Origin of the sequence: Mesotoga sp. UBA5847, assembly GCF_002432735.1 — a bacterium.
Taxonomy (GTDB): domain Bacteria; phylum Thermotogota; class Thermotogae; order Petrotogales; family Kosmotogaceae; genus Mesotoga.
The window spans coordinates 127,129-149,759 of sequence record NZ_DJGL01000069.1; the positions used below are offsets into that span (position 1 = coordinate 127,129).

Annotated in this window: 30 protein-coding genes and 1 tRNA gene; 5 read left to right on the forward strand and 26 right to left on the reverse strand. The window is 45.5% G+C overall.

Going from position 1 to position 22,631, the window contains the following annotated elements; genetic code table 11:
* The 20 genes from B3K91_RS07695 to B3K91_RS07790 form a co-directional block, all read right to left on the reverse strand.
* Positions 1-585 carry an RNA methyltransferase gene (locus B3K91_RS07695; RefSeq protein WP_214060766.1) on the reverse strand — a complete coding sequence of 195 codons (585 nt, stop codon included), beginning with the start codon at positions 583-585 and terminating at the stop codon, positions 1-3.
* On the reverse strand, positions 575-1,318 hold the full coding sequence (gene trmD, locus B3K91_RS07700; RefSeq protein WP_292588353.1) for a tRNA (guanosine(37)-N1)-methyltransferase TrmD: 744 nt from the start codon (positions 1,316-1,318) through the stop codon (positions 575-577). Before trmD ends, B3K91_RS07695 begins: the two co-directional genes overlap by 11 nt.
* Entirely contained in the window at positions 1,315-1,875 is a 561-nt protein-coding gene (gene rimM, locus B3K91_RS07705; protein WP_292588351.1) for a ribosome maturation factor RimM, read from the reverse strand. The genes trmD and rimM overlap by 4 nt, the downstream gene beginning before the upstream one ends.
* The gene (locus B3K91_RS07710; RefSeq protein ID WP_099829099.1) at positions 1,872-2,105 is read right to left on the reverse strand and encodes a KH domain-containing protein; all 234 of its coding nucleotides are present in this window, start codon (positions 2,103-2,105) and stop codon (positions 1,872-1,874) included. The genes rimM and B3K91_RS07710 overlap by 4 nt, the downstream gene beginning before the upstream one ends.
* The gene (gene rpsP, locus B3K91_RS07715; protein ID WP_214078734.1) at positions 2,105-2,395 is read right to left on the reverse strand and encodes a 30S ribosomal protein S16; all 291 of its coding nucleotides are present in this window, start codon (positions 2,393-2,395) and stop codon (positions 2,105-2,107) included. The genes B3K91_RS07710 and rpsP overlap by 1 nt, the downstream gene beginning before the upstream one ends.
* Before the next feature lie 31 nt (positions 2,396-2,426).
* Entirely contained in the window at positions 2,427-3,743 is a 1,317-nt protein-coding gene (gene ffh, locus B3K91_RS07720; protein WP_214078733.1) for a signal recognition particle protein, read from the reverse strand.
* A gap of 243 nt (positions 3,744-3,986) precedes the next feature.
* Entirely contained in the window at positions 3,987-4,553 is a 567-nt protein-coding gene (locus tag B3K91_RS07725; protein WP_099829096.1) for a thymidine kinase, read from the reverse strand.
* Between the two features lie 4 nt (positions 4,554-4,557).
* The gene (locus B3K91_RS07730; RefSeq protein ID WP_292588345.1) at positions 4,558-5,352 is read right to left on the reverse strand and encodes a carbohydrate kinase; all 795 of its coding nucleotides are present in this window, start codon (positions 5,350-5,352) and stop codon (positions 4,558-4,560) included.
* Positions 5,321-5,896 carry a uracil phosphoribosyltransferase gene (upp, locus tag B3K91_RS07735; protein ID WP_349682107.1) on the reverse strand — a complete coding sequence of 192 codons (576 nt, stop codon included), beginning with the start codon at positions 5,894-5,896 and terminating at the stop codon, positions 5,321-5,323. Before upp ends, B3K91_RS07730 begins: the two co-directional genes overlap by 32 nt.
* Positions 5,897-5,945: 49 nt before the next feature.
* Entirely contained in the window at positions 5,946-7,235 is a 1,290-nt protein-coding gene (gene glyA / locus B3K91_RS07740) for a serine hydroxymethyltransferase (protein ID WP_103133856.1), read from the reverse strand.
* Positions 7,236-7,257: 22 nt separating this feature from the next.
* Positions 7,258-8,304: an S-methyl-5-thioribose-1-phosphate isomerase gene (gene mtnA / locus B3K91_RS07745; protein ID WP_292588339.1), complete on the reverse strand. Its 1,047-nt coding sequence runs from the start codon at positions 8,302-8,304 to the stop codon at positions 7,258-7,260.
* A complete protein-coding gene (locus B3K91_RS07750) occupies positions 8,304-9,110 on the reverse strand; it encodes an Mrp/NBP35 family ATP-binding protein (RefSeq protein ID WP_180979882.1) in 807 nt (268 codons plus the stop codon). Before B3K91_RS07750 ends, mtnA begins: the two co-directional genes overlap by 1 nt.
* Entirely contained in the window at positions 9,107-9,529 is a 423-nt protein-coding gene (locus B3K91_RS07755) for an OsmC family protein (RefSeq protein WP_292588335.1), read from the reverse strand. The genes B3K91_RS07750 and B3K91_RS07755 overlap by 4 nt, the downstream gene beginning before the upstream one ends.
* Before the next feature lie 40 nt (positions 9,530-9,569).
* Positions 9,570-9,929, reverse strand: a complete 360-nt coding sequence (gene rplT, locus B3K91_RS07760) for a 50S ribosomal protein L20 (protein ID WP_214059994.1) — start codon at positions 9,927-9,929, stop codon at positions 9,570-9,572.
* A gap of 23 nt (positions 9,930-9,952) precedes the next feature.
* Complete coding sequence (gene rpmI / locus B3K91_RS07765) at positions 9,953-10,156, reverse strand: 50S ribosomal protein L35 (RefSeq protein ID WP_214059995.1); 204 nt, start codon at positions 10,154-10,156, stop codon at positions 9,953-9,955.
* A complete protein-coding gene (gene infC / locus B3K91_RS07770; RefSeq protein WP_292588531.1) occupies positions 10,125-10,691 on the reverse strand; it encodes a translation initiation factor IF-3 in 567 nt (188 codons plus the stop codon). Before infC ends, rpmI begins: the two co-directional genes overlap by 32 nt.
* Positions 10,692-10,815: 124 nt before the next feature.
* A tRNA-Lys gene (locus tag B3K91_RS07775) sits at positions 10,816-10,891 on the reverse strand.
* Between the two features lie 49 nt (positions 10,892-10,940).
* Positions 10,941-11,744, reverse strand: coding sequence for a carbon-nitrogen hydrolase family protein (locus tag B3K91_RS07780; protein ID WP_214059997.1), 804 nt, complete (start codon positions 11,742-11,744; stop codon positions 10,941-10,943).
* Entirely contained in the window at positions 11,737-12,231 is a 495-nt protein-coding gene (locus tag B3K91_RS07785) for a hypothetical protein (RefSeq protein ID WP_292588331.1), read from the reverse strand. The genes B3K91_RS07780 and B3K91_RS07785 overlap by 8 nt, the downstream gene beginning before the upstream one ends.
* Positions 12,231-12,947: a tetratricopeptide repeat protein gene (locus tag B3K91_RS07790; RefSeq protein WP_214059999.1), complete on the reverse strand. Its 717-nt coding sequence runs from the start codon at positions 12,945-12,947 to the stop codon at positions 12,231-12,233. Before B3K91_RS07790 ends, B3K91_RS07785 begins: the two co-directional genes overlap by 1 nt.
* Before the next feature lie 81 nt (positions 12,948-13,028).
* On the opposite strand from B3K91_RS07790, the gene thiI reads away from it, so the two are divergent.
* Genes thiI through B3K91_RS07810 form a run of 4 tightly spaced genes read left to right on the forward strand, consistent with a single transcriptional unit; the run spans position 13,029 to position 16,337 of the window.
* Positions 13,029-14,243: a tRNA uracil 4-sulfurtransferase ThiI gene (gene thiI, locus B3K91_RS07795; RefSeq protein WP_292588328.1), complete on the forward strand. Its 1,215-nt coding sequence runs from the start codon at positions 13,029-13,031 to the stop codon at positions 14,241-14,243.
* Positions 14,218-14,970: a lysophospholipid acyltransferase family protein gene (locus B3K91_RS07800; RefSeq protein WP_214078724.1), complete on the forward strand. Its 753-nt coding sequence runs from the start codon at positions 14,218-14,220 to the stop codon at positions 14,968-14,970. Before thiI ends, B3K91_RS07800 begins: the two co-directional genes overlap by 26 nt.
* Before the next feature lie 10 nt (positions 14,971-14,980).
* Positions 14,981-15,511 carry a bifunctional nuclease family protein gene (locus B3K91_RS07805; RefSeq protein WP_214061547.1) on the forward strand — a complete coding sequence of 177 codons (531 nt, stop codon included), beginning with the start codon at positions 14,981-14,983 and terminating at the stop codon, positions 15,509-15,511.
* Entirely contained in the window at positions 15,498-16,337 is an 840-nt protein-coding gene (locus B3K91_RS07810; protein WP_292588323.1) for a polyprenyl synthetase family protein, read from the forward strand. The genes B3K91_RS07805 and B3K91_RS07810 overlap by 14 nt, the downstream gene beginning before the upstream one ends.
* 1 nt (position 16,338) lies before the next feature.
* Here the strand turns inward: B3K91_RS07810 and B3K91_RS07815 are convergent, their stop codons facing one another.
* On the reverse strand, positions 16,339-17,160 hold the full coding sequence (locus tag B3K91_RS07815; protein WP_292594519.1) for a serine/threonine protein kinase: 822 nt from the start codon (positions 17,158-17,160) through the stop codon (positions 16,339-16,341).
* 84 nt (positions 17,161-17,244) lie between these two features.
* Here B3K91_RS07815 and B3K91_RS07820 point away from each other — a divergent pair, with 84 nt between their 5' ends.
* The gene (locus B3K91_RS07820) at positions 17,245-18,096 is read left to right on the forward strand and encodes a PHP domain-containing protein (protein WP_292588319.1); all 852 of its coding nucleotides are present in this window, start codon (positions 17,245-17,247) and stop codon (positions 18,094-18,096) included.
* A 204-nt stretch (positions 18,097-18,300) separates the two neighbouring features.
* Here B3K91_RS07820 and B3K91_RS07825 read toward each other — a convergent pair whose 3' ends face one another.
* From B3K91_RS07825 to B3K91_RS07845, 5 genes are all read right to left on the reverse strand, one after another.
* A complete protein-coding gene (locus B3K91_RS07825; RefSeq protein ID WP_292588318.1) occupies positions 18,301-19,206 on the reverse strand; it encodes a bifunctional enoyl-CoA hydratase/phosphate acetyltransferase in 906 nt (301 codons plus the stop codon).
* Positions 19,207-19,291: 85 nt separating this feature from the next.
* Complete coding sequence (locus B3K91_RS07830) at positions 19,292-20,005, reverse strand: hypothetical protein (protein WP_214060473.1); 714 nt, start codon at positions 20,003-20,005, stop codon at positions 19,292-19,294.
* Positions 20,005-20,148 (reverse strand): hypothetical protein, encoded by a 144-nt coding sequence (locus tag B3K91_RS07835; protein ID WP_292588316.1) that lies wholly within the window; start codon positions 20,146-20,148, stop codon positions 20,005-20,007. Before B3K91_RS07835 ends, B3K91_RS07830 begins: the two co-directional genes overlap by 1 nt.
* A gap of 481 nt (positions 20,149-20,629) precedes the next feature.
* The gene (locus tag B3K91_RS07840) at positions 20,630-21,307 is read right to left on the reverse strand and encodes a PspA/IM30 family protein (protein WP_292594523.1); all 678 of its coding nucleotides are present in this window, start codon (positions 21,305-21,307) and stop codon (positions 20,630-20,632) included.
* Positions 21,308-21,365: 58 nt separating this feature from the next.
* Positions 21,366-22,454 (reverse strand): hypothetical protein, encoded by a 1,089-nt coding sequence (locus B3K91_RS07845; protein WP_292594526.1) that lies wholly within the window; start codon positions 22,452-22,454, stop codon positions 21,366-21,368.
* Between the last annotated feature and the right edge of the window lie 177 nt (positions 22,455-22,631).

Here is a 22,631-nt window from a genome sequence, read left to right on the forward strand (position 1 = left end):
TTAATCCCTCCTAACTTCTATTGTATCCTCGTGAATTAATCTGTCTAATATTATCGCAACCGCCGCCCTGACCGAGAGATGATTGAAATCCGAATCTGCTCTCAGCGGCTCAAGCGAATAGTCGCAAGTCTTCTCAATTTCCTTGGGCAAGCCCCAACTTGTTCCAAAAAGAAGAAGATGAGGTTTCTCACTTGATATGATAACCTTCCTCATTTCCTCATAAGTTAGTCTGTCTATTCCCTTCTTGGCCGAAGTGAATATAAGAACCGGTTTCTTACCCTCAATCCTATCGATTTCTTCAATAACGTCTTCGATGTACGACGCCCTCTTAACAACAGTAAGGGCCTCACTTCTACTAGGATTGTACTCTCTTCCGAACTCCTCAAGCCAGTAATTAAGAACATTATCTACTATTTCTCTCTGCGCGGGAAGATTGCTCACTACGAAGTAGCCCTTGATGTTGTACGTTCTACATGTTCGGGCAATATCGTGCACATCGAGATTAGTAACCGCGCTGGAAACGATATTTCCATGCCTACCCAAAACTGGGTAGTGAATTAGAGCAAGGTATATGTTATTCAGCATCTCTTTTCAGCTCCTTGAAGAGCGCAAGCAAGGCCTTCTTATCCGTCAAATCGAAATCATGCTTCAAAAAGACATCCGGTCTTCTCTCCATAGTCCTCTTCAAACTCTCGATCCTTCTGTAAATCTCTATCATCTCATGATTCCCGCTAAGGAGCTCGTCGGGCACCTTCATACCGTTCAGTTCTCTCGGTCTTGTGTAATGAGGATGATCAAGGAGTTCAGAGAAGAATGAATCGTTTATCACCGACTCCATATCTCCCACCACACCGGGCACAAATCTTGAGATAGCCTCTATCATGAGCATTGCAGGAACTTCTCCACCGCTAAGTACGAAGTCTCCCACCGAAAGCTCTTCGTCAACTACATTCATAACTCTTTCGTCTATTCCCTCATATCGACCACAGATGAAGGCAATACTTTCTAACCTACTTAGTTCCTGAGCCTTGTTATTGTCAAAGACCTTACCCTGAGGAGATGCATAGATTACGTAGGGTTTGGTTCCTTCGTCGGACAGACTCTCAACTGCCTTCAGAATTGGTTCGGCCTTCATTACTAGACCGCTTCCCCCTCCAAAAGGGTAGTCGTCGGTGGTCCTGTGACGATCCTCCGTGAAATCTCTTATATCGATGGCTCTAAAGAATATAATCTCTCTTTCTATTGCTCGCGATATGACTCCCCAGCTGAAAACCGTTTCAAAGAGCCGTGGGAAGATCGTCAAGACGTCGATTCTCATCCAGACTTAACCTCTTCAAATTCCATAGTCTTCGCAACTATAGTCTTCCCATCTACATTCAACTCGACAATGTAATCCTTTATTAGAGGTATCAGCTCTTCCTTCACGGTTAAGTCCTTCTGATCTCGAACAACAACCATAACATCGTTTGCGCCGGTGTCGATGATGTCGTTCACCATACCAATAAGTCGACCTTTTTCATCGTAGACACTGCAACCAAGAATCTGGAAGTAGTAATACTCTCCTTCTCCAAGTTCAGGCAAGGCCTGCCTTTCGATATATATGTGGAAGCCCGCAAACCTCTCTGCCTGAACCATCGAGTCAACACCGTCAAAGTGTACAATCCATCCCTTCGCTGCTTTCCTGACTCCGTCTAAAGATACTCTAAGCTGAGATCCCGTTTTCTCGTTGTACAGTAAGACATCCTCGATACCTCTGAACACTTCTTCGTCTTCTAGAGAAATCTTGGCCTTCATCTCGCCCCGAAGACCGTGTGGCTTGACTATCCTTCCCACAGGGATCATGTCCTCAGAAAGGCCGCCTCTCAAATCGCTCATCGAACCACCTTTAGGATGAAACTCTCCTTCGACGAGCCTGCGAGAGCATTGAGAAGAACATTCACTGACTTTATGGTTCTGCCATCTTTTCCGATTATCTGGCCGACATCTTCTTCTGCAGCACTTATTTCAAAGACCGTGTTTCCGTTTTCGTCAGTTGTCTGATCTACGGCAATCTGATCAGGGTTTCTAACTATTCCCTTCAGAATATGTTCAAGCACTTCCTTCATTACTCCGTTTTCTCTCCTGACTCTTTTACGAGTTTGAGTTCATGAACCTTCTTCATAACTCCAAACTTTGCGAGAATAGATCTCGCGGTTTCCGTTGGCTGCGCACCCTTCATAATCCATTCTACAGCCTTGTCGACATCAACACTCATGATTCCCGGATCCCTTATGGGATCATAGAAACCTAGAGAGTCAATATATGCTCCGTCTCTACGTTTCTGAGAATCTACCACGACAAGCCTGTAAAACGGCCTGTTTCTTCTACCCATTCTTGTTAGCCTTATTCTTACCATTCTTTGCGTACACCTCCTGATTCTTTACTATCTAAAATGGAAATCCTTTCATACTTTTGAACAGCTTTCCCTTCTTTCCAAACTGCTTCATCATGCTTCTCATCTGATCATATGACTTCAAGAGCTTGTTCACATCCTGGATAGTCGTACCGCTGCCTCTTGCAACCCTTTGTTTTCTTGAGTAGTTCAGAAGCTTGGGGTTTCTCCTCTCTTTCGAGGTCATTGAGCTTATAATCGCTTCCGTTCGCTTCATGCTTTTCTCGCTTCCCGCAAGATCCACGTCTTTGGGTGCTCCGGGAATCATTTCCATGATGTCTGCTATGGAACCCAGCTTCTTCACTTCCTTAAGCTGGTTTAGAAAGTCCTCAAGATCGAACTTGTTCTTGAGAAACTTCTCTTCCATCTCTTTTGCCTTTTCCTCGTCTATGTTCAACTGCAGTTTATCTATTAGTGATAGTACGTCTCCCATGCCAAGTATTCGACCGGTCACTCTGTCTGGATAGAAAGTCTCAATCCCATCGGGCTTCTCGGAAATCCCTATGAACTTGACCGGTTTGCCCGTCACATGCCGTATCGATAGAATCACTCCGCCTCTGGCATCTCCATCTAGCTTCGTCACAACGAACCCCGACAGCTCAAGCGCTTCATTAAATGCCTTTGCAGAATTCACTGCATCCTGACCAGTCATCGCGTCAACAACCATTAGGATCTCGTCGGGCTTGACCGTGGCAACGATCTCTCTGAGTTCACTCATCATTGTTTCATCTATATGAAGCCGTCCGGCCGTATCTAGAATTACCACATCGTTAATATTCTTTACTGCCTGCTGAACCGCTTCCTTAGCAATTCTCACCGGATTCTTTCTTTCGCCGGTGAAAACGGGCAAATCTATCTGCTTTCCGAGCTGAATAAGCTGATCAATAGCAGCCGGTCTGTAAACATCTGCTGCAACAAGGAGAGGTTTCTTGCCTTCCTTTCTCAGTAGAGCACCGAGCTTGGCAGTAGTCGTCGTCTTTCCGCTGCCCTGAAGACCTACCATCATGATTATGGCAGGCTGACTAGAAAGCCTCAACGGAACCGACTTCTCACCAAGCATCTTGATCAGCTCATCCCTAACGATCTTTATGAACTGTTGATCCGGTGTGAAAGACTTCAGCACCTCTTCACCAAGAGCCTTTTCTGTTACCCCTCCTATAAACTCTTTGACAACCTTGTAGTTGACATCGGCTTCTAGGAGCGACAGCTTAACTTGCTTAACGGCGTCTTCTATATTCTTTTCCGAGATCCTTCCTTTTCCACTCAGCAGCTTAAATGCTCTGCCAAGTTTGTCCTGGAGATTCTCAAACATCTAAACACCTCCGCAGCCTGAAAAGTATACAACGGGCCGGCGCAAGAATGTTGAACTTATCTGAACAACAACTGCGATTATCATCTACTTATATTAATTTTTAATTACCACACTAATATCAATATACTTAATTCACCTATATACTTGCAAATAATTTCTTAAGCAATGCTATCAACCGCCAAATGGCGAAGAGGCTAAACATTCTTCTAAAGAAGATTATGGCATCGAAGCGGCGCGTGCTATCTAGTCAGATGAATTAAGTTCTCTGTAACAATCCCTGCAGACGGCTATATATTTCTCCATTCCACCCACATCTATCTCACTATCTATCGAACCCGAAATCCTGTGCGTAACGGTTGCATTGTACTCGCCACACCTGTGGCATACGGCCTTCTTTTTGACGACTTCATCTGCAGCCGCCATCAAACTTGCAGTGACGGTAAAAGGCCTGTGTTTGAAACTGAGATCTAACCCCACACAGAAGACATCAATCCCGCTAAATACTATCTCTTCCACTACCTCTAGCAGACTTTGATCGAAAAAGTTAGTCTCATCTATGAAAATCGCGTCGAGCTTCTCCTTTTCCAGTGAAACGATTTCTCGGATTTTTGAAGAGTCTTCCACGTTAATGGCCTCTGCCATCTGTCCCGAGTGACTAACCACATGATTAGAGGAGTATCTGTTATCAATTATCGGCTTGAAAACCTTTATTCTCTTTCTTCCAAGTGTATATATCTCTATCATGGATAGAAGTGTCGAAGTCTTCCCGGAATACATTGGTCCCGCAACAACTGTTAGTTTCCCAGACATATGCTCAACCCCTTATAGAGTTATCAATGACGGCTCTCTTATGAAGCACGAACTGCTCTAGCGATCGTTCCTGATAGCAGAACTCGCTGCTGATCTCAACGGCCTCTCTTATGGCGCCATCGATGGTCCTTCCTGCAAGAATCATGATCGACAAGATCGCTCCAAACAAATCTCCGCTGCCGAAACGACTCTCACCGATTCTACGGGGTTTGTAATCATGTCCCCCGTAAGAGGCTCCTTTTGACGATGCCTTAGTAATCACTCTCTTGTCTTTCTTGTCAAAGGCCATATAATCATTGGCGAGAATAAGGTCGTACAACGAAAGTCCTCCGTTCCCCCTATATTCGTGCCCAGGAGAAGGATCGAGCACCTTTAAACGAGACTTAATGGCGCTCACCGTCGCAGCAGCCGACTGGCCTATCTCTAGAGTACTGTAAATAAGATCAAACTCCTCTTTTAGCAAAATGCCGATCAGCTCTTCTTCAATACCGACTATCGACGGCTTTTCCACGGCGAGAACTTCATTCTTCCTAAAAAGAAACTTTCCTCTTGAACACTCTGATCTAATTGGGATAGACTTGAACTCCCATTGGCTCGATTCACCAGGGCCAAAACAGCTCAGAAAAAGGACATCAACACCAAACAAGGAAAGGCAGTTTGCCACATTGAAGCCCGATCCTCCAGTAGCCTGGATTATTCTGGCATTGTGTCCACTGCCTGAGACCTCAATATCCTCTAGATATCCGCCGACAACAAGAGCCCGAGCCCTACTTCGTTCTGTAGAGTCTGTCACCTGCATCTCCTAATCCAGGAATGATATAGGCATGATCATTCAGTTTTTCATCAAGAGCTGCGGTAAAGACCTTCACATCGGGATGATTCTTCTGTATGAAACTAACTCCTTCGGGAGCTGCAATCAAACACATCAAAGAGATCTGTTTCCCTCCTGCTTTCTTGACCAGTTTAAGGGCCCAAGATGACGAAACACCCGTTGCCAGCATTGGATCCAGCACAAATATCTGAGTCGTTTCGTCGATCTTTGGCAGTTTTGAGTAATACTCAACGGGTTGAATCGTGTCGGGATCTCTGTATATGCCGATATAACCGACTGATGCGTTAGGCATTAGGGAGAGAACGCCCTCAACCATGCCCAATCCAGCTCTAAGAATCGGGACAACAGCCACCTTCTTATCTTCGATACTTTGACCGATCATCTTCACGAGTGGAGTAGTTATCTCTTTCTCAAAAGTTGGGATATGCCTTGTAGCCTCATAAGTAAGTAACAGAGTGATTTCTTTCAGGAGTTCCCTAAACTCCTTTGGACCGGTTTGATCATCTCTCATTATTCCTAGCTTGTGCTGAATGAGCGGATGGTTAACTATCGTGAGCTGATCAAACACCTGCATCACTCCTGTGGACCAGATCCGGGTAGAGCGGGAATTTCTCAGCCAAAGCCTTGACCTCTTCGCTTATCTCTCTCACCTTTGTCTGAGATATCTCTCCCTTATCTCCTTCTATGCTCTTAAGGACTCTGATTATCAAGTCCGCAATAATTGGCATTTCCTTCTCAGTCATTCCCCTTGTAGTAACCGCAGGGGTTCCAATTCTTATGCCACTGGTTACGAAAGGAGATCTTGTCTCCCTAGGTATTGTGTTCTTATTAACCGTAATGTCAGCCTTTTCAAGTGCTTTCTCGGCAGACTTACCGGTGACATTTATTGGAGTCAAATCTACCAGGAAGAGATGTGTGTCCGTCCCTCCCGAGACTATCCTTAGACCTTTCTCTTCAAGAGACTTCGCCAAATAACGAGTATTCTCGACAATACTCTGCTGATAGACTTTGAATTCATCTCTGAGAGCCTCTCCAAATGATACTGCTTTCGAGGCGATTACATGCATCAGCGGACCGCCCTGAGTTCCCGGGAACACCATCTTGTCAACCGCTTTGGCGATTTCTTCACTATTGGTAAGTATCATTCCACCGCGAGGTCCTCTCAATGTCTTGTGAGTAGTAGTGGTTACTATATGGGCGAAATCAAGCGGGTTGGGATGAATTCCTGCCGCAACCAAGCCGGCAAAATGCGCCATGTCAACCATCAGTACTGCACCGACTTCATCGGCGATCTCCCTGAACTTCTTGAAATCGATTATTCTAGAATAAGCACTCCCGCCAGCCACAATTACTGAAGGCTTCGACTCGAGGGCAATCCTTCTGACTTCTTTGTAATCGATTACCTCACTCTCCTCATCAACTCCATAAGCGACAACGTTGAAAAGCTTTCCAGAAAAGTTTACCGGTGATCCGTGGGTGAGGTGGCCCCCGTGACTAAGAGACATTCCCATTATAGTATCGCCCGGTTTGGCAATAGCCAGATAGGCAGCCATGTTTGCCTGGGAGCCCGAGTGAGGCTGAACGTTTGAAAACCCCGCATCGAAAAGCTTTTTGGCTCTCTCTCGTGCAAGCTCCTCGACCTCGTCGACAAAAACACAGCCTCCGTAGTATCTTTTGGACGGGTAACCTTCCGCATATTTGTTTGTCATCACTGATCCCATCGCCTCCATGACGGCTTTAGAGACGAAATTCTCAGAAGCGATCAGTTCGAGCCCATTTCTTTGTCTATCAAGCTCTTTGACCATAATATCGAATACTTGTCTATCGGTTCTCTCCAAAGATTCCCACATGCAAAAAACCTCCTAAAGGATTCTATTCGAACATCTTCTTCAACGAAACATCGTATGGTGCACGAGCAATTCCCTTTTCAGTAATTATCCCGGTTATAAGGCTTGATGGAGTAATATCAAATGCAGGGTTGAAACACTTGACACCCTCGGGGGCTATCTGATAATCCCCAATTTGTGTTATCTCAAGATGGCTTCTCTCCTCTATCGGAATCCCATCACCACTTTTGGTCAGAAGATCCACTGTGCTCAGCGGTGCAACAATGTAGAAGGGAATCCCGTGTTTTTGAGCAAGAATGGCAACCGAATAGGTTCCGATCTTGTTTGCCGTATCACCGTTAGCGGCGATCCTGTCTGCCCCGACCAACACTAGATCGACTAACCCCTTCTTCATAACCCATCCTGCCATATTGTCGCAGATAAGAGTAACATCGATTCCTGATTTCATAAGCTCCCAAGCCGTCAGCCTAGCCCCTTGGAGATACGGTCGAGTCTCATCGGCATAAACCGATATCTTTTTGCCTTGCTCCACGGCCGCCCTCATCACACCTAGTGCCGTTCCATAATCCACAGTCGCGAGTGCTCCTGCGTTGCAATGAGTAAGTATTCCGTCACCGTCTCTCACAACAGTTGCACCGTTTTTCCCAATCGTCATATTGATCTCAATATCTTCCTCTGCAATTGCAAGCGCTTCGCTCTCAAGACTCTCTGCTAACCTTTTTCTATCTAATTCACGATGGGTGTTGAGTGTCTTTTCCATTCTGTTGAGAGCCCAGAAAAGATTTACGGCCGTAGGTCTGCTTTCTGAGAGCCTTCTCTTCACCAAATCCATATGGTCGAAGAACACTTCCTTAGAGCTTGCCAGAACCTCTTTAGCACCAAGGAGATAACCAAATGCCGCGCTTGCTCCTATCGCAGGGGCTCCTCGGATCACCATATCCCTTATCGCATGATACACGTCTTCGTGGGTCTGGCATTCAACATACTTTTCAACTGAAGGTAGTTTTCTTTGGTCTATTAGTATCAGTCGATCTTCTTTCCATTCAAGCGTGATACTCTTGAACTTTCCCACTAGATATTCACCCTCTTAACGATCTCTTTCACCGTTGAGCGGTATGCGACTTCAAGTTCAGACCCTCTCATGTGAGTAACGATGCTTTTGCCGTTGTCCGAAAAACCTACTAGCGTAGGATCGAAGGGGAGCGACCCTAAAAGGGGGATGCTGAAGAGAGTCTCGAGATTCTTCCCTCCACCTTCTCCAAATAACTTCGTGATTTCTCCACAGTGCGGGCATCTCATATATGACATGTTTTCCACAATTCCCAGTGGGTTCCTGTGCATTGTCTCTACCAGATTGATCGCTCTCTTCACATCCTGAACTGCAACGGCTTGAGGTGTAGTAACTATAAGCGCCATTATATCAGGAAGAGTCTGAAGAACTGTCAAAGGCTCGTCGCCGGTACCTGGAGGAGAGTCAATTACGAGGAAGTCGAGCTCTCCCCACGCAACATCACCAAGAAACTGATAGATCGCCGTTGTCTTCATTGGACCACGCCAAATAACCGGAGCATCTTCTTCAACGAAGCTTGAAATGCTTATTACCTTAAGATTTGGTAGAACTTCGGGAGGAAAAATCTGTCCTTCTACGACTTCGGGCTGCTTTTTCAGACCTACCATCCTGGCAACGTTTGGTCCATGAAGATCAATATCCATCAGACCCGTCTTGAAGCCTTCATCCGCAAGAGCCAGCGCCAGATTAACCGCGACCGTCGACTTGCCGACTCCACCTTTACCTGACATCACTAGTATTTTGTTCTTTATTGACTTAACGTTTTCTCTTATGCTTTCCATCCTCTCAGCCATCTCTTGTGGATTCAATTTCTTTCGCCCCCATATTCAATCCTCATTGTAAGATCTACCGAATTCTTCAGCATTGCCGAGACGGAGCAATATCTTTCCTGAGAAAGGACAACTGCCTTTTCAATCTTATCCTTCGGCAGATCTTTGCCCGAGAAGTGATATACGAGTTCGATACTCGTGAAAACCTTCGGATGTTCCTTCGCATACTCATAGTTTGCAGAAATCCAGTACTCGTAATCTGTAACCTTCATCTTGGAAAGAATCAAAACAACATCCATTGAAGTGCAACCCATCAAGGCAGCCATTACCGTCTCCATTGGAGTCGGTGCCGATCCATCGCCTCCGGAACTTTCCTTTGCATCCATATGTATATCATGGCCAGAAGGAGTCTTCGCGTAGAAGGCCATCTTCCCTATTCTCTTAGCAGAGTATTCCATTGTCTCATCCCCTCACAAAAAAAAAGGGCCTAAGCCCCTTTCAGTTACCGTTCAGTGCCGATTTGGCAATCTCGCAATACTCTTTGAATGTGCCGAAATCATTGACCGCAAGATCAGCCAGCATCTTTCTGTTGATGTTCACACCGGCCAATTTCAAACCGTGAATGAGATCGTTGTACTTCGTACCGGCAATTCTAGCACCAGCATTTATCCTGGTTATCCATAGCTTTCGGAAATCTCTCTTTCTGATCTTCCTTCCAGCATATGCGTAGACTCCCGATCTTATGTAATACTGCTTTGCAAGTCTGTATCTTCTGCTCAACGCACCTCTATAGCCTTTCGCGGCCTTCAAGTATTTCAGCTTTTTCTTTTTGGAGTTCACTCCACCTTTTACTCGCATCTAAATCTCACCTCTCAGAAGGGTCAAATGCCCAGGCTTTTCTTTACTTTCTTCTCATATCCGCCTTCGACCAATTTCCATTTTCGGGCCTCTCGGCGGCTGCTTTCGCTCTTCTTACCGGTATTATGACCAGTTCCAGACTGGTTTCTCATTATCTTTCCACTACCGGTTACCTTATATCTTTTGGCACTTGCCTTATGAGGCTTCATCTTTACTTTGTTGCCCATTATCTTTACCTCCTTGAGGAGCTGCCTTTGGCTTAAGAATCATCCACATATCTCTTCCCTCCAACTTTGGAGGACGGTCGATATCGGAAATTAGTTGAAGCTGATCTGCAACTCTTTCGAGAATCTCTCTCCCTTTATCTGAAAAGACGATCTCCCTTCCTCTAAACATTATGACCACCCTAACTTTGCTTCCCTTTTCAAGAAACTCTTTGATCCTGTTCGTCTTCGTCTGGAAATCGTGCTCATCGATCCTGATCCTGAATTTCATTTCTTTGAGTTGAGACTGTTTCGTCTTCTTCTTTGCTTCCTTCTTGCGCTTGTCCTTTTCGTATTTATACTTACCGTAGTCCATAATTCTTGCTACAGGAGGATTTGCTGATGGAGCAACAAGAACCAGATCGAGTCCTTTTTCTCTTGCGATTCTCAATGCCTCCGTTGTCTGTACTACTCCAAGCTGTTCTCCGTCAATGTCAACGAGTCTAACAGTCTTCGTCATTATTTCGTTGTTTTTCGGTGTTGAATCACCTCTTACGATACTACATCACCTCTCATAAAAAAATTGGCGGAACAACCCGCCATGTCAATAACCAGTTTTCAAGCTATTGACCCCTCAACCTTTGGGCGGGGGTGGGAGAAGATCTCCACTTAATACTACTTTCTGGTGAGCCGTGCAGGGATCGAACCTGCAACCTATTGATTAAGAATCAATCGCTCTGCCTGCTGAGCTAACGGCCCACTGACGGTATTTATTGTATCCCATGCGAATGAACCTGTCAACCGGGTTTCAACGATAAAGGTCATCCCTGAAGTTAGAAAAATACCCGTGTGAATCGCGGGTTTCACTGTACCGGTACTTCTTCACAAGCTTGGTATCAATATCGGTAGAAGCGAAGCCTTCTGCACCACCGCAATCTACAAGAATTTCGCCTGAGGGAGACACAATTCTGCTCTCTCCGACGAAGTTAATCGATCTACCGACTCCACATTGGCTTGCAGCAACGACAAAACATGCGTTTTCTATCGCACGAGCTCTCGTTGCAACATCGAAAATCGTTCTTCTCTCTCTCCCAAAAGCGAAGGGAATCAATAGAATCTCTGCTCCATTCAGACAGAGTTTTCTTGAGATTTCGGGGAATCCTACTTCGTAGCACATTAGCACTCCGAAACTGACTCCAGAATACTCGAATGACCTGAATTCGCTTCCAGGAGTGAAGACCTTTTTCTCGTCTCGAAAGAGATGAGTCTTGTTGTAGTAGATTGGTTCGAGGTACGGCAACATTATCACCGTGGAATTGAAAACAGCCCCATCCTTTCTGTTGACCATCCCACCTACTATGGCGATATCGTTATAATCCGCAAGTGCAGACAGAACTTCCACGGTTTCTTCTTGCATCTCAATCGCGTTGTTCACTGTGGTCTCGTCCGTTCCGTATCCACTATTGAACATCTCGGGAAGGAGCACTAGATCCACTTCTTCTTCTACTAGATTCTCTATGTAGTTAGTCGCTCTCTCAAGGTTTTCTCCAGGTTCATCGTTATACGCTCTAAACTGCACGATTCCGATTCTTACTTTACCTGCACTACTCATTACTGTCTTCACCACCCTGCATAAAAGGGCTCTTAGCCAAAGGTTTGAAAATCCTTCTGACATCCTGCGCAGCAACTAGCAGCATTAGTACTACCGTAAGAACGATTCCACTATTTCCCAGCCGAAAATAAGCTATTCTTCCCATAGCAACTCCTACCAGAATCCAGTATCCCAGCGAGAAGACCACTGCCAGCCGTCTTTTCTGGTGAAGTAAGCCGTAAAAGCCAGACACACCTTGAGCCGCAACCAGAATCATGACCTCGGTTCTGTAGATTGTGCCGGTTGTATCATGAAAGTAGCCGAATATGAGAACCACATAGAAAAGAATCATCGTGAGATTCTGTATTCTAGCCACTCGATCCGTCTTGTTTCCGAGAATCATTCCCGGAAGGATTACTAACACGGCTATCACCGAGTCTAAGAATTGGTAATTGAGAAATGGCATCAGGAAAAGCGGAACAAGCGAGAAAAGTATCCTATAAAGCATCAGTAACCGTTATCTTCAAGCCACTTCTGGGCCTTTTCCTTCGACTCCTGTCCTTGAGCAACAAAAGCCGGTTGCAGATCCAACTCAACAACCCTTTTGTAGTACTGCGCCGCCAGATCTTTCTTCTTCCATACTTCATACAGAACGGCCAGCTCGTAGTAGCTGTTGATGTATTCAGGATCATTTTCAATGGCCTTCAGGAATCGTTCTTCCGACTTTCCGTAATTTCGGTATGGCCAGGGAGTATCCCTATCTCTCATGCCTTTAGCAATAAACGGAAACGGGCTGTCGGGCATCAGTTCCATAGCTTTGTCAATACTCTTGTCGAAGTCAGTTATCAGGAACATCGACTGGATTATGCCCGCCATTTGTGCCAGCTGACCGATTGCCGCCCCTTTCACGTAATACGCCATTCCGTAAGAGGCATCCATCTCTATAGCCTTCTCGGCAAGCTCTCTTGCCTTCTTATAATGAGTCTCTCTCGATTTCTTGTCTTCGATCCAGTTCGCGTATTCTCTGTGCGAATCAGCTAACAAAGTAAGAATCTCTATGTTTCCCATGTCCTCCAACTCAAGCTTTCCTATGAACGCTGACATCATCTCTACATTCTCTAAAGCTCTTATTCCAACGAATTCAGAATACAGAGTCTCATAATCAGAAGCGAGGATCATGACTGAACACACGATCAAAAATACAACTGTAAGCAGTTTCTTCATGTAAAGGTACACCTCCCAAAGAAGATTGTATGATAGGAATATTATATAACTACATGATCAAAAGATGCCGGAGGAAGTCTGATGGATAAATTTCTAGTGGTTAGATATGGAGAAATCGCCCTTAAGCAAGGAAACAGGAAGTTGTTTGAGAAAACCCTGGTGAACAACATTAAGAGACAGCTTGGAAGCTCCACAGTAGAAAGAATCAGAGGCCGAATCATTGTTTCGGTACCCTCCGAGAGACTCAAAGCTGCTACAGAAGTTGCGTCAAGAACATTCGGAATTCAGAACTTCAGTGTCGGCACATGGACTTCATATGATCTGGAGGACATCTATCGAACTTCCGTTGACCTCGCTCATGAAGAGATTATGAGAGGAAGAAGAACCTTCAAGGTTGAAACAAGGAGACTGGACAAGAGATTCCCGCTTAAGAGCATTGAACTGAACCCTTTAGTAGGTGAGCGGATTCTTGAGAAAATCCCTGAGACATCTGTTGATCTTCACAACCCCGATTTCAAAATCGAGATCGAGATAAGAGATGAGGGAGTTCTCGTTTCTTGCGGAAAGACAACCGCGAGCGGAGGTCTCCCGGTTGGAGTAAGTGGCAGAGCAATGCTTATGCTTTCTGGAGGTATAGACAGTCCTGTGGCAGGGTGGCTCGCTCAGAAAAGGGGGTTGGATCTAGATGCCATTCACTTCTCCAGTCCACCTTACACGGGAGAGAAAGCTTTTGACAAAGTTCTCTCTCTTGCAAGAACGCTTTCTCTGTACAACGGGGGCAGGGAGTTCAGAATGTATTCCGTTCACTTCACCGAAGCTCAAATTGCTATCCATAAGCACGTTGAAGAGAGATACAGCCTTCTATGCCAGAGAAGGCTCATGATGAGAATCGCCAGCAAGATTGCCGAGAATAATGGGATAGTTGCTATCGTAACAGGAGAGAACCTTGGGCAGGTTGCCAGCCAGACCCTGGAAAACCTTAGGGTCATAGAAGAACAGACAGGGCTGATCGTACTCAGACCGCTCGTTACTTACGATAAAATCGAGACGATAGAACTGGCGAAGAGAATTGGCACATTCGGTACATCGATACTGCCGTATGAAGATTGTTGTACTGTGTTTGTTCCTTCAAATCCAGCTACCAAAGCGAGATTATTCGATATCAACCGGGTTGAGGCCGGTCTTGACTTCGAAGACTTAGGTGCAAGAGCACTTGACAAGTCGAGAATGTACAGGTTGAAGAATGGAGAGGTATTGGAGGTAGGAGTCATTGGGGTTCCTCAAGAAGATTCTTAGTCTGCTCGTTACGATCTGGATAGCCGTAATCGGGGTTCTTTATATCTACGTTTACGGGGGAATCGTTATTCTCATCGGAAATCTCATAGGTAAGCTCAAGGGGAAGAAAGAGCGGAAGACATTCATATCCCGCGAAGTGTCGAGGTTTGGCCGTGCGGCCTTTATTCTTTCAGGTTCAAGAGTTAAGGTAGTAGGCAAAGAAAACGTGCCGCAGACAGGCTCTATGGTGATAGTAGCAAATCATCAGAGCGCATTCGACATTCCTCTGATTCCCGGCTATGTGTACGCAGAAATCTCTTTTATTGCGAAGAAGGAATTATCGAAGATTCCGGGAATCAATTGGTTTGTTAGCGCTCTCGACGGAGTGTACATCGAAAGGGGAAACAAATCGCAGACCGCAGGAGCAATGAGAAAGATATTCCGGATACTGAAAGAAGACGGAACGATTCTGCTCTTTCCAGAAGGAACGCGGAGCACCGGCGGCGAGATTGGGGAATTCAAAGAGGGAAGTCTTTCGATACCCTTTAAGCTTGGAATAAGGGTTCTGCCTGTTGCCCTGGACGGAACACGAAATCTCCTTAAGAAGAATAGCTTCCTAATAACTCCGTCAAGGATATCTCTTTCGATATGTAAACCGGTCTTGCCCGAAGATTTCGAATCCGAGGAAGAGTTCAGTGAAGCAGTCTATAATATAATTAAGGGGTCACTGGAATCACTTAGAAATTGAGGTGGGTTTTATGTTACAGGTAAGACTTAGGGGTCTGGCTCTTGATCAGAGCAATTCTCCGGTAGTCATACTAGAAGTCGAAAAGACAAACAAAGGCTTTGGAATATGGATAGGTCCGTTTGAAGCGGAGGCCCTTGCCCTTGCAGTGAGTGGAAAGGACTTTCCCAGACCGTTGACGTATGATCTGTTCTTGAATACAGTCTTACAGCTTGGCGGGACTTTCAAAAAGGCGGTTATCGGCCAGGTGAAAGACAACATATACTACGCTTCCTTGCACTTACAGGACAGAAACGGTCAGCTGCATGTTATTGATGCGCGTCCTTCAGACTGTTTGGTGCTTGCAGTGAAGAAAGGCTTTCCGATATTCGTGGAAGATGCCGTTTTCATGGAAAGCTCTATTGATTTGAGCAGTCTTCAGGCCGATGCTCTTCACCAGGGTCAAGAAGAAGACAATGATAGCTTCAAGAAATTCGTTGAGAACCTTGACATCGAAGAACTGAAAAAACACTTCAGAAGAGACCAGGATAATGAGACTAGCTGAGTTCATACCATTCTTCAATCGAAGACTTGAACAGTTTCTAGATGGGTTGCCGGTCGCCGGACCCTTGAAAGAGGTCGTTTCTTACACTCCCCTATCAGGGGGAAAGAGACTTAGAGCATATCTTATCTGGGAGCTCTCAAAGGTTACGGCTTTTGGAGATGAAAACTCCATGACAGCCGGCATGGCTGTCGAACTCTTCCACAGCGGAAGCCTCATCCACGACGACTTACCTGAAATAGACAACGACAGTATTAGGCGTGGTCAGCCTTCTAGTCATGTGAAGTTCGGCGAGTGCAAAGCCATACTTGCCGGGGACTATCTTATGTTGTTACCTCAAAGACTCCTCTCTTCTCTGAACCTCGACTGTGATTTCAAACAGACTTTGATCAAACTATGGCATGAGACTTCGCTGAAAGTTGTTGAAGGCGAATTTGAAGATGTGTTTCCCCAAGAAAGATCCAGAGAACAGATGGAGAGAATTCATGCCGCAAAGACCGGCGCCCTTTTCGGCTTCTGCTTCGCGGCTCCATTTGTGGTAGAGAGCGAACAGAGGCTCAATGAGATGCATCGATTAGGCTTAAAATTCGGTAAGCTATTTCAGTTTTTGGACGACATAAAAGACGTAACCTCCACAGAGCGAGAACTCGGAAAGACTCCGGGAAAAGACGGAATCCAAGACAAACTGACCATTCTTTCATTTGAATCGATTGAAAGTGCTCAGTCAAGAGTTGAAGGGATGTTTCATAAGCTTCTAGAAGAAATATCCGTCTTCACAGATCTAAAGAGCGAGATGGTGGAAATCTACGACCTCATCGCGAGAAGATAAGCTAAAACCCAAGAAACCTTGATTTCAAGGCTCTTCTGAAATCGTTTGCGTCTGAGTATCTCTTCTCTGCAACCAGAGACATCGATTTGTCTAGAATGCGCCTCGCTTTTCTTGTGAACTCATCAAATACAAGCGGAATTCCTTTCATTCTATCTGTCGAAGGAACTGGATCTCTTCCACAAAGAAGGAAGTATAGAATCCCTCCTACAGAATAGACATCCCATGAAGAACTGGGACGCGAGGACGAAAAGAACTTCTCAGGACAGGCATAACTCAGGGAGACCACTTTCGAGAGAGAGTTGATAAGGTAGACATCCTTCAGACAGGCCGCACCAAAATCCATCACCTTGATTTTACCGTAGTCCGTCATCATCACGTTTGTTGGTTTTAGATCACTGTGAATATAGCCTCTATTGTGAATAGATGCGACTCCCTTCAGAATCTCATCGATTACTTCATAAGCCCTCGAATCCTCCATTGCCCCATCTGCTCTCACTGCATCTCTCAAGGTCTTTCCGCTTACGAACTCCATAACGTAGTAGGCGGTGTTGTTTTCTGTGAAAAGATCAAGAACCTTCACAACCCTGTCATCTTCGATTTTGGACAGAATAGTGAACTCCTCTGAGAAAGAAGAAAGTTTCTCATAATATACATCCTTCAGATCACTGTCTACTGGCTTTACATTGTTGTTTTCTCTTTCAACACCTCTTGGAAAGAACTCCTTCACGGCCACTTTAGTTCCCATGTGAAAATCCGAGCACAAATAGGTCAGCCCGAACCCGCCCCTCCCCAATGGCTCGATCACTCTGTAGCGCTTCTTCAAAATCGTCCCTTCGCCGAGGTAGTATTCTATTATGATCACCTCTAGTAGAATAATATCATCATTGCAAGAAAAGGCGGTAGACAAATGGTAGTTGATTTTCACTGTCATTCCGATCATTCGGACGGAACTGACCCGGTTACGATAGTAGTTGAGAAGGCTCATGAAAAAGCTATATCTGTTCTTTCTATCACAGATCACGACACGCTTTCCGGTCAGAAAGATGCTGCAGAGCTTTCTTCGAAGATGGGTATTGCTTACGTAAAAGGAGTGGAGATTGGTTGTGATTTTCACGAGACTCTGGATATATTGGGTTACGGAATGGTTTCTACAGAAGACTCAATCGAAAAACATCTTGAACAGATACGACTAAAGAGGAACCTAAGAAATACAAGGATTCTCTATAAGTTGCGTTCACTTGGAATCGATATAACTGATGAAGAGCTGGAAAGCTCGTTTCCGGGCGAGAGTCTTGGAAGGCCTCACATTGCAAGCCTGATTGTCAAGAAGGGTTACGCAGAATCAAATGAAGATGCCTTTGAAAGATTCATTGGCAAATACGGAATTGCCTATGTTGAGAAGGAGAGGCTGTCAATAAAGTCAGCGATTGAACTTATCCTTTCGGCAAAGGGGATTCCGGTCCTTGCTCATCCTATTTCCATGATGCTTAATCGAGAGGATACAGTGGAGATGATTAAGAGAATGATGTTCTACGGATTGAGAGGGATCGAGGTTTTCTACAAGGTGTACGATCTAGAGACAAGAAACGAGCTTCTTCAGATTTCCGAAGATCTGGGGTTGCTTGCATCGGGAGGCAGCGACTACCATGGAGAGCACAAAAAGAATCTGGAGCTGGGCATAGAGATTCCAGACGACATTGTTTACAGATTTCTTGAGTCGCTATCTGCGGACGATAACGCTCCTCAAAAGTCTCAATAGCGTTTTGAGATCGGTGTGAAGAGATCGGAAGAGCATACCTGAATCTTTTGCTGTGTCCTTTGAGTGCAGCGGAAAGCGGTTCTTCGAGGCGCTCCCTTTCAAAGTGAATTCATCTCTTCAGCACGGTTAAACAGCCGAGATTCTTCTTTCTCGCCCGATCAGCGACCTAAGTCATTCATGCTTTCCGACTTGCCAGAAGTAGACTCAGTCATCTTTGTTACTAGAAAGTATGGAATAACTGGCCAAAGCTATCGAAGCAAGTTTTGAAGGAGCGGAGTCGGCTCTGGAAACAATGACGATGGGCGCCGCAGCTCCGAGAATCAGCCCCGCAATTGTTCCGCCTGCAAGGTATACTGCCGATTTTCCCAAGATGTTTCCGCTTACGATATCCGGAACAACAAGCAGATCTGCCTTTCCTGCAACTGGACCAGATATCCTCTTAATCTCTGCTGCTATAATCGATAGTGCGTTATCCATTCCTAGAGGTCCATCCACATCGCACCCGGTGAGCTGTCCTCTTTGAGACATCTTCGAGATAACCGCAGCATCAAGCGTTTCCGGCATATCTTCATTTACAACTTCTACAGCAGCAACCAATGCCACTCTTGGTCTTTCGTACCCGATGGACTTCAGAAAGGCGACCGCGTTCTCAATTATCGATACTTTTGTCGCCAAATCTGGTCGGATCACCATACCGCCATCAGTAACAAAAACCACCCTATCAAGTACCGGAACATCTAGAGCCGCAACATGGCTCAGAACTTTCCCCGATCTCAGACCCCAATCCTTGTTAAGAACAGCCTTGAGCAGTGTCGATGTCTTGACAAGGCCTTTCATAACAATGTCGGCGTCTCCTGACCTCACAAGTCTAATACCCTTCTCGCAGGCTTCTTCGGGAGTTGACGCATTGATTACTTCACCATAGAGTCCCTCTTCACTGAGAATAGCTCTAGTCTTTTCTTTTTCTCCAACCAGAAAAGGCTTCGCTATTCCTTCATCGGATGCAAGTTTAAGAGCCCTGATGGCCTCGCGGTCGTCAGAACCAACAAGAACTACCTTTCGTGGCCCCCTTGCTTTAGCCAAAGAAATCATCTCAGAAAAATCTCTCAACTGAAACCCTCCTCGCCTTTACTACTTTCGTTATAAGTATAGCTCATGATTTGAGAATTCTATGCAAACCGTGTACTGAAAGGAGTTATCTCTCTAGCCAACGAGAGGTATACGCGTTATATCCTTTGACATTTAGGACAGAAGTAGATCTTGCCCCCAAATAATCTTGTCTCTCAATGTTTCTGCCGCATCTAGGGCAGGGCCCATCATAGGTAGTTCTTCCGATTTTCATAGTGTATTCGCCAGCTTTTCCAAACAGGTCTCTTTCAGTTTCCCTACCACCGTTGTCGGCCATGTTCTTGAGCACGTTCTTTATTGAGTTTAATAGCCTTTGCCTATCGTCGGAAGAAAGCGAATCCACCTTTGCCTTTGGATGAAGCTCCGCAGTCCATAAGATATCCTGCAAAGTGCCGTTACCAAGACCCGGTATTCGCTGTTCGGTTGCCAAAAATGCCTTTAGACTGAGCTTCTCGGACTTCTCAGTCTCGAAGAGTCTCAAATAGTAGCTCTCATCGAAATCACTGTGCAGGGGAGAAGGTTTTTCCTGTGCAACTGAATAGTAGATGTTGTCAAAGCCTCCTTGGCTGAAACACCACAGTCCGCCGTATAACTGAATGCCTACGCACAAGAATGAACCATCACTGAACTCAATTGTTAGTTGTGACTTCCGATTCGGTTCTTCATTTCGATCAAACAGCCTGGGAATGGCTCCATCGGAGAATACAATCCGCTTGTCGTCAGCCATGATTTCAACCATTCCACCGATTGCCCTACCCCCGCAGATGTATGAATCGCGCATTAGAGTATCGTAATCGTTGGGGTCGCCAAGGTAGAAAGAGAACCTGCCAGGACTTGCGGGATCTTAATACCTTTGATTCTCTTACCAGCCATGCTCTCATTGATCTGATCTGCCAGTACCACAACCTCTGGAATCTCAATCATAGAAACCTCAGGTTTACTGTACCATATTCTTGAGAACAAACTTCTATGAAGGGCGGCGGCTAGAAGTACACATCCTCCTATTCCAGATATACACCTAGAAGTAACCCTCCACCAGTACGGGGGAAACGTCTCGCCAAACTGCCGGAAGAGTGGGAATCAGCTCAGTCACTTCGGGACACCCCGTGAGAATTCATACATCAGTCTCTTATCAAGAAAGCTTCACTCACAGACTTTACTCTGAAAAAAGTCCCGGGTTCGGCCCCGGGATATTCTATGCCTCTGATTCTCAAAACATTATTCATCGCGCAGATTCATGAGCTGCATCTCTCATCTAGCACTTCATGAAAGACGAGAACAACAGAACCATCGTATGCAAGCAACTGATGAATCTAATCTTAGTTAGCTCCAGTAGTTTCTCCACACCTTCAGAGAAATGACACACTCTCGCCGCCGCCATATCCCTTGCACAGAGGCCAAAACTTTAAAGTCCCAATTCCTTCTTCATCTGTTCAAGCTCTTCATCAACCGCGAACGAACTCTTGGCGGCGTATTTTTCTTCGAGTGATTTTGCTTTGTCTATAGGTTCAGTATTGAGTTCTGACATGGCATTTGCTTCATCCAGCATCTTCTGAGCCTTTTCTTCCATTCTTCCCACAGCGTCCACTACGCCCTTGGTTTTCCCTGCGGCAGAACTGACTTCATTGATCTTCTTCTGTGTCTTAGCTACTGCTACTTTCGTCTTTATCATCGCTCGCTTCGATTTTAGAGACTCGATATCCGAAACCAGCTTGTCGTGAAGCTGCCGCATTTTCACGGCGTTTTCATGGGCCGACGCATATGCAGTCATCAGGCCCGCCCCGACATTCTCCAGTTCCTGCTTCTTGGCAATGAAGACTTTGGCATCCTCATCGTTTTTCGCTAGTAAAGCTCTCTTAGCAAAATCCGAGTATTTCGCGACTTCTCCCATGTTCTCGTCAACCAAGCGCTTTGTTCTAGTCTCTTCTGCAATTACACCAGCCGTTCCTCGCTTCACTTCCGAGAGATCTTCTGTCAGTTCTCGAAGATACTGATCGATCATCTTCGAAGGATTCTCCATTTTGTCGAGAAGAGCATTAACATTTGACTTAATGATGTCGTTGAACCTGTCGAGAATTTCCATTTTGTCCTCCTGTAATTAAGCCATTATGGCTCGTGCTATTGTTTCTGATGTTCTAACACTAACTTTCTTTATCTTCCTGATACTTCTTGGCCAAATCATCGACTTCCTTATCGCCAAATGTCTCAAGAGGAGTATTCAAAATCTCTTGAGTTCGCTTCGCTTCGATATTCTTCTGTTTCTTCACGTTGCTCCACCAGAAAAGCAGCAACGCGATGAGCGCAATTATTCCTATAATAATGAACACCGGAATCCATGGCGACCTTGTGACAGTCATTATTCGATCTGCCGCATCTCTAAAGGCTTTACTGAAGAATTCCTCATCTGAAAGTCCTTCGTAGTAATAGTACTTGTCTATATAATCGAGCAGAATGTCCGCAGCCTCATCGTCGATTACAGTTTTGGCCTGACTTCCGCACACATACCGATCCATATACGCATCACCATATTCAAAAAACACTAGAAGACAATGAGCCTCATCTGTGAAAAGATCATCGTAAAGGCTCTCAGCAAAAGCAGCTAGGTCCTCAACCCTGGGGAAGTGCGATCCATTTACCGTATCTGTAATGAAGAGATAGGGTTGAACTCCGGTCTTCTGATAAAAATACCTCATTTCATCAAGAAGGGTCGTTTGGTTGTTTATCCAGCCAAGCTCATCGGTATAGTATGGAGTTTCATTTACTGAGCCCTTTGGAAGAGGCTCTCTTGCAATAGTCGATCTCGTTATTTCCACATTTGTGTTTGTCCTTCCGCACGAAGAGAAGGCACCTGAAGAAACAAGGATGACTAACACAACTGCGACTATGATTACCCCGAATCCGATACCGCTACAACCCCCGCACCCCGCGCAACCGGCTGCCGCACTAGACCCTGAACTAGTTGAAACAGGTCTTCTTACACCTGAAGTTGGAACCCTGAAAGGAAACGCAGATATCCTTTTTCCAGAAGAACCGCCGAGCCCTATTGATGGCTTCTTGTTGCTTGTCCTGCTGGGAGTGCTTCCTCCTGAGCTACTACTGGAACTGCTTCTTGTGGAACCTCCACTCCGACTACTGCTAAGTGAGCCACCGCTTCTTCCACCACTGCTTCTACTGCTGGATGATGATCCACCACTACTCCTGCTCGAAGAACCCCCACTCCTTTTACTCATCTCTTATCTCCTTTCAAGCAGAGAACCTCTCAGCCTATTATAGGTGAACGGAACGATAATTGTACCCTAAGAAACGAGTATCCGATTGGCAAATCTATCGAGTACCGAAATGTGAGTTGGAGATGCGATGCTCTTTTTCGAAATCTACCAACCTTGATTCTCGTAAGCATATCCAAT

Coding starts and splice junctions, on each gene's coding strand:
- B3K91_RS07725 (WP_099829096.1), bottom strand. CDS start 4,553: ATGTCTGGGAAACTAACAGTTGTTGCGGGACCAATGTATTCCGGGAAG.
- upp (WP_349682107.1), bottom strand. CDS start 5,896: ATGAGAGATGATCAAACCGGTCCAAAGGAGTTTAGGGAACTCCTGAAA.
- B3K91_RS07810 (WP_292588323.1), top strand. CDS start 15,498: ATGAGACTAGCTGAGTTCATACCATTCTTCAATCGAAGACTTGAACAG.
- B3K91_RS07790 (WP_214059999.1), bottom strand. CDS start 12,947: ATGAAGAAACTGCTTACAGTTGTATTTTTGATCGTGTGTTCAGTCATG.
- B3K91_RS07710 (WP_099829099.1), bottom strand. CDS start 2,105: ATGAAGGAAGTGCTTGAACATATTCTGAAGGGAATAGTTAGAAACCCT.
- ffh (WP_214078733.1), bottom strand. CDS start 3,743: ATGTTTGAGAATCTCCAGGACAAACTTGGCAGAGCATTTAAGCTGCTG.
- trmD (WP_292588353.1), bottom strand. CDS start 1,318: ATGAGAATCGACGTCTTGACGATCTTCCCACGGCTCTTTGAAACGGTT.
- B3K91_RS07845 (WP_292594526.1), bottom strand. CDS start 22,454: ATGAGTAAAAGGAGTGGGGGTTCTTCGAGCAGGAGTAGTGGTGGATCA.
- B3K91_RS07840 (WP_292594523.1), bottom strand. CDS start 21,307: ATGGAAATTCTCGACAGGTTCAACGACATCATTAAGTCAAATGTTAAT.
- B3K91_RS07695 (WP_214060766.1), bottom strand. CDS start 585: ATGCTGAATAACATATACCTTGCTCTAATTCACTACCCAGTTTTGGGT.
- B3K91_RS07835 (WP_292588316.1), bottom strand. CDS start 20,148: ATGATTGAGATTCCAGAGGTTGTGGTACTGGCAGATCAGATCAATGAG.
- thiI (WP_292588328.1), top strand. CDS start 13,029: ATGGATAAATTTCTAGTGGTTAGATATGGAGAAATCGCCCTTAAGCAA.
- rimM (WP_292588351.1), bottom strand. CDS start 1,875: ATGAGCGATTTGAGAGGCGGCCTTTCTGAGGACATGATCCCTGTGGGA.
- rpsP (WP_214078734.1), bottom strand. CDS start 2,395: ATGGTAAGAATAAGGCTAACAAGAATGGGTAGAAGAAACAGGCCGTTT.
- B3K91_RS07730 (WP_292588345.1), bottom strand. CDS start 5,352: ATGCAGGTGACAGACTCTACAGAACGAAGTAGGGCTCGGGCTCTTGTT.
- rpmI (WP_214059995.1), bottom strand. CDS start 10,156: ATGGGCAACAAAGTAAAGATGAAGCCTCATAAGGCAAGTGCCAAAAGA.
- B3K91_RS07820 (WP_292588319.1), top strand. CDS start 17,245: ATGGTAGTTGATTTTCACTGTCATTCCGATCATTCGGACGGAACTGAC.
- B3K91_RS07785 (WP_292588331.1), bottom strand. CDS start 12,231: ATGCTTTATAGGATACTTTTCTCGCTTGTTCCGCTTTTCCTGATGCCA.
- B3K91_RS07755 (WP_292588335.1), bottom strand. CDS start 9,529: ATGGAATACTCTGCTAAGAGAATAGGGAAGATGGCCTTCTACGCGAAG.
- B3K91_RS07805 (WP_214061547.1), top strand. CDS start 14,981: ATGTTACAGGTAAGACTTAGGGGTCTGGCTCTTGATCAGAGCAATTCT.
- B3K91_RS07780 (WP_214059997.1), bottom strand. CDS start 11,744: ATGAGTAGTGCAGGTAAAGTAAGAATCGGAATCGTGCAGTTTAGAGCG.
- rplT (WP_214059994.1), bottom strand. CDS start 9,929: ATGCGAGTAAAAGGTGGAGTGAACTCCAAAAAGAAAAAGCTGAAATAC.
- B3K91_RS07830 (WP_214060473.1), bottom strand. CDS start 20,005: ATGCGCGATTCATACATCTGCGGGGGTAGGGCAATCGGTGGAATGGTT.
- glyA (WP_103133856.1), bottom strand. CDS start 7,235: ATGTGGGAATCTTTGGAGAGAACCGATAGACAAGTATTCGATATTATG.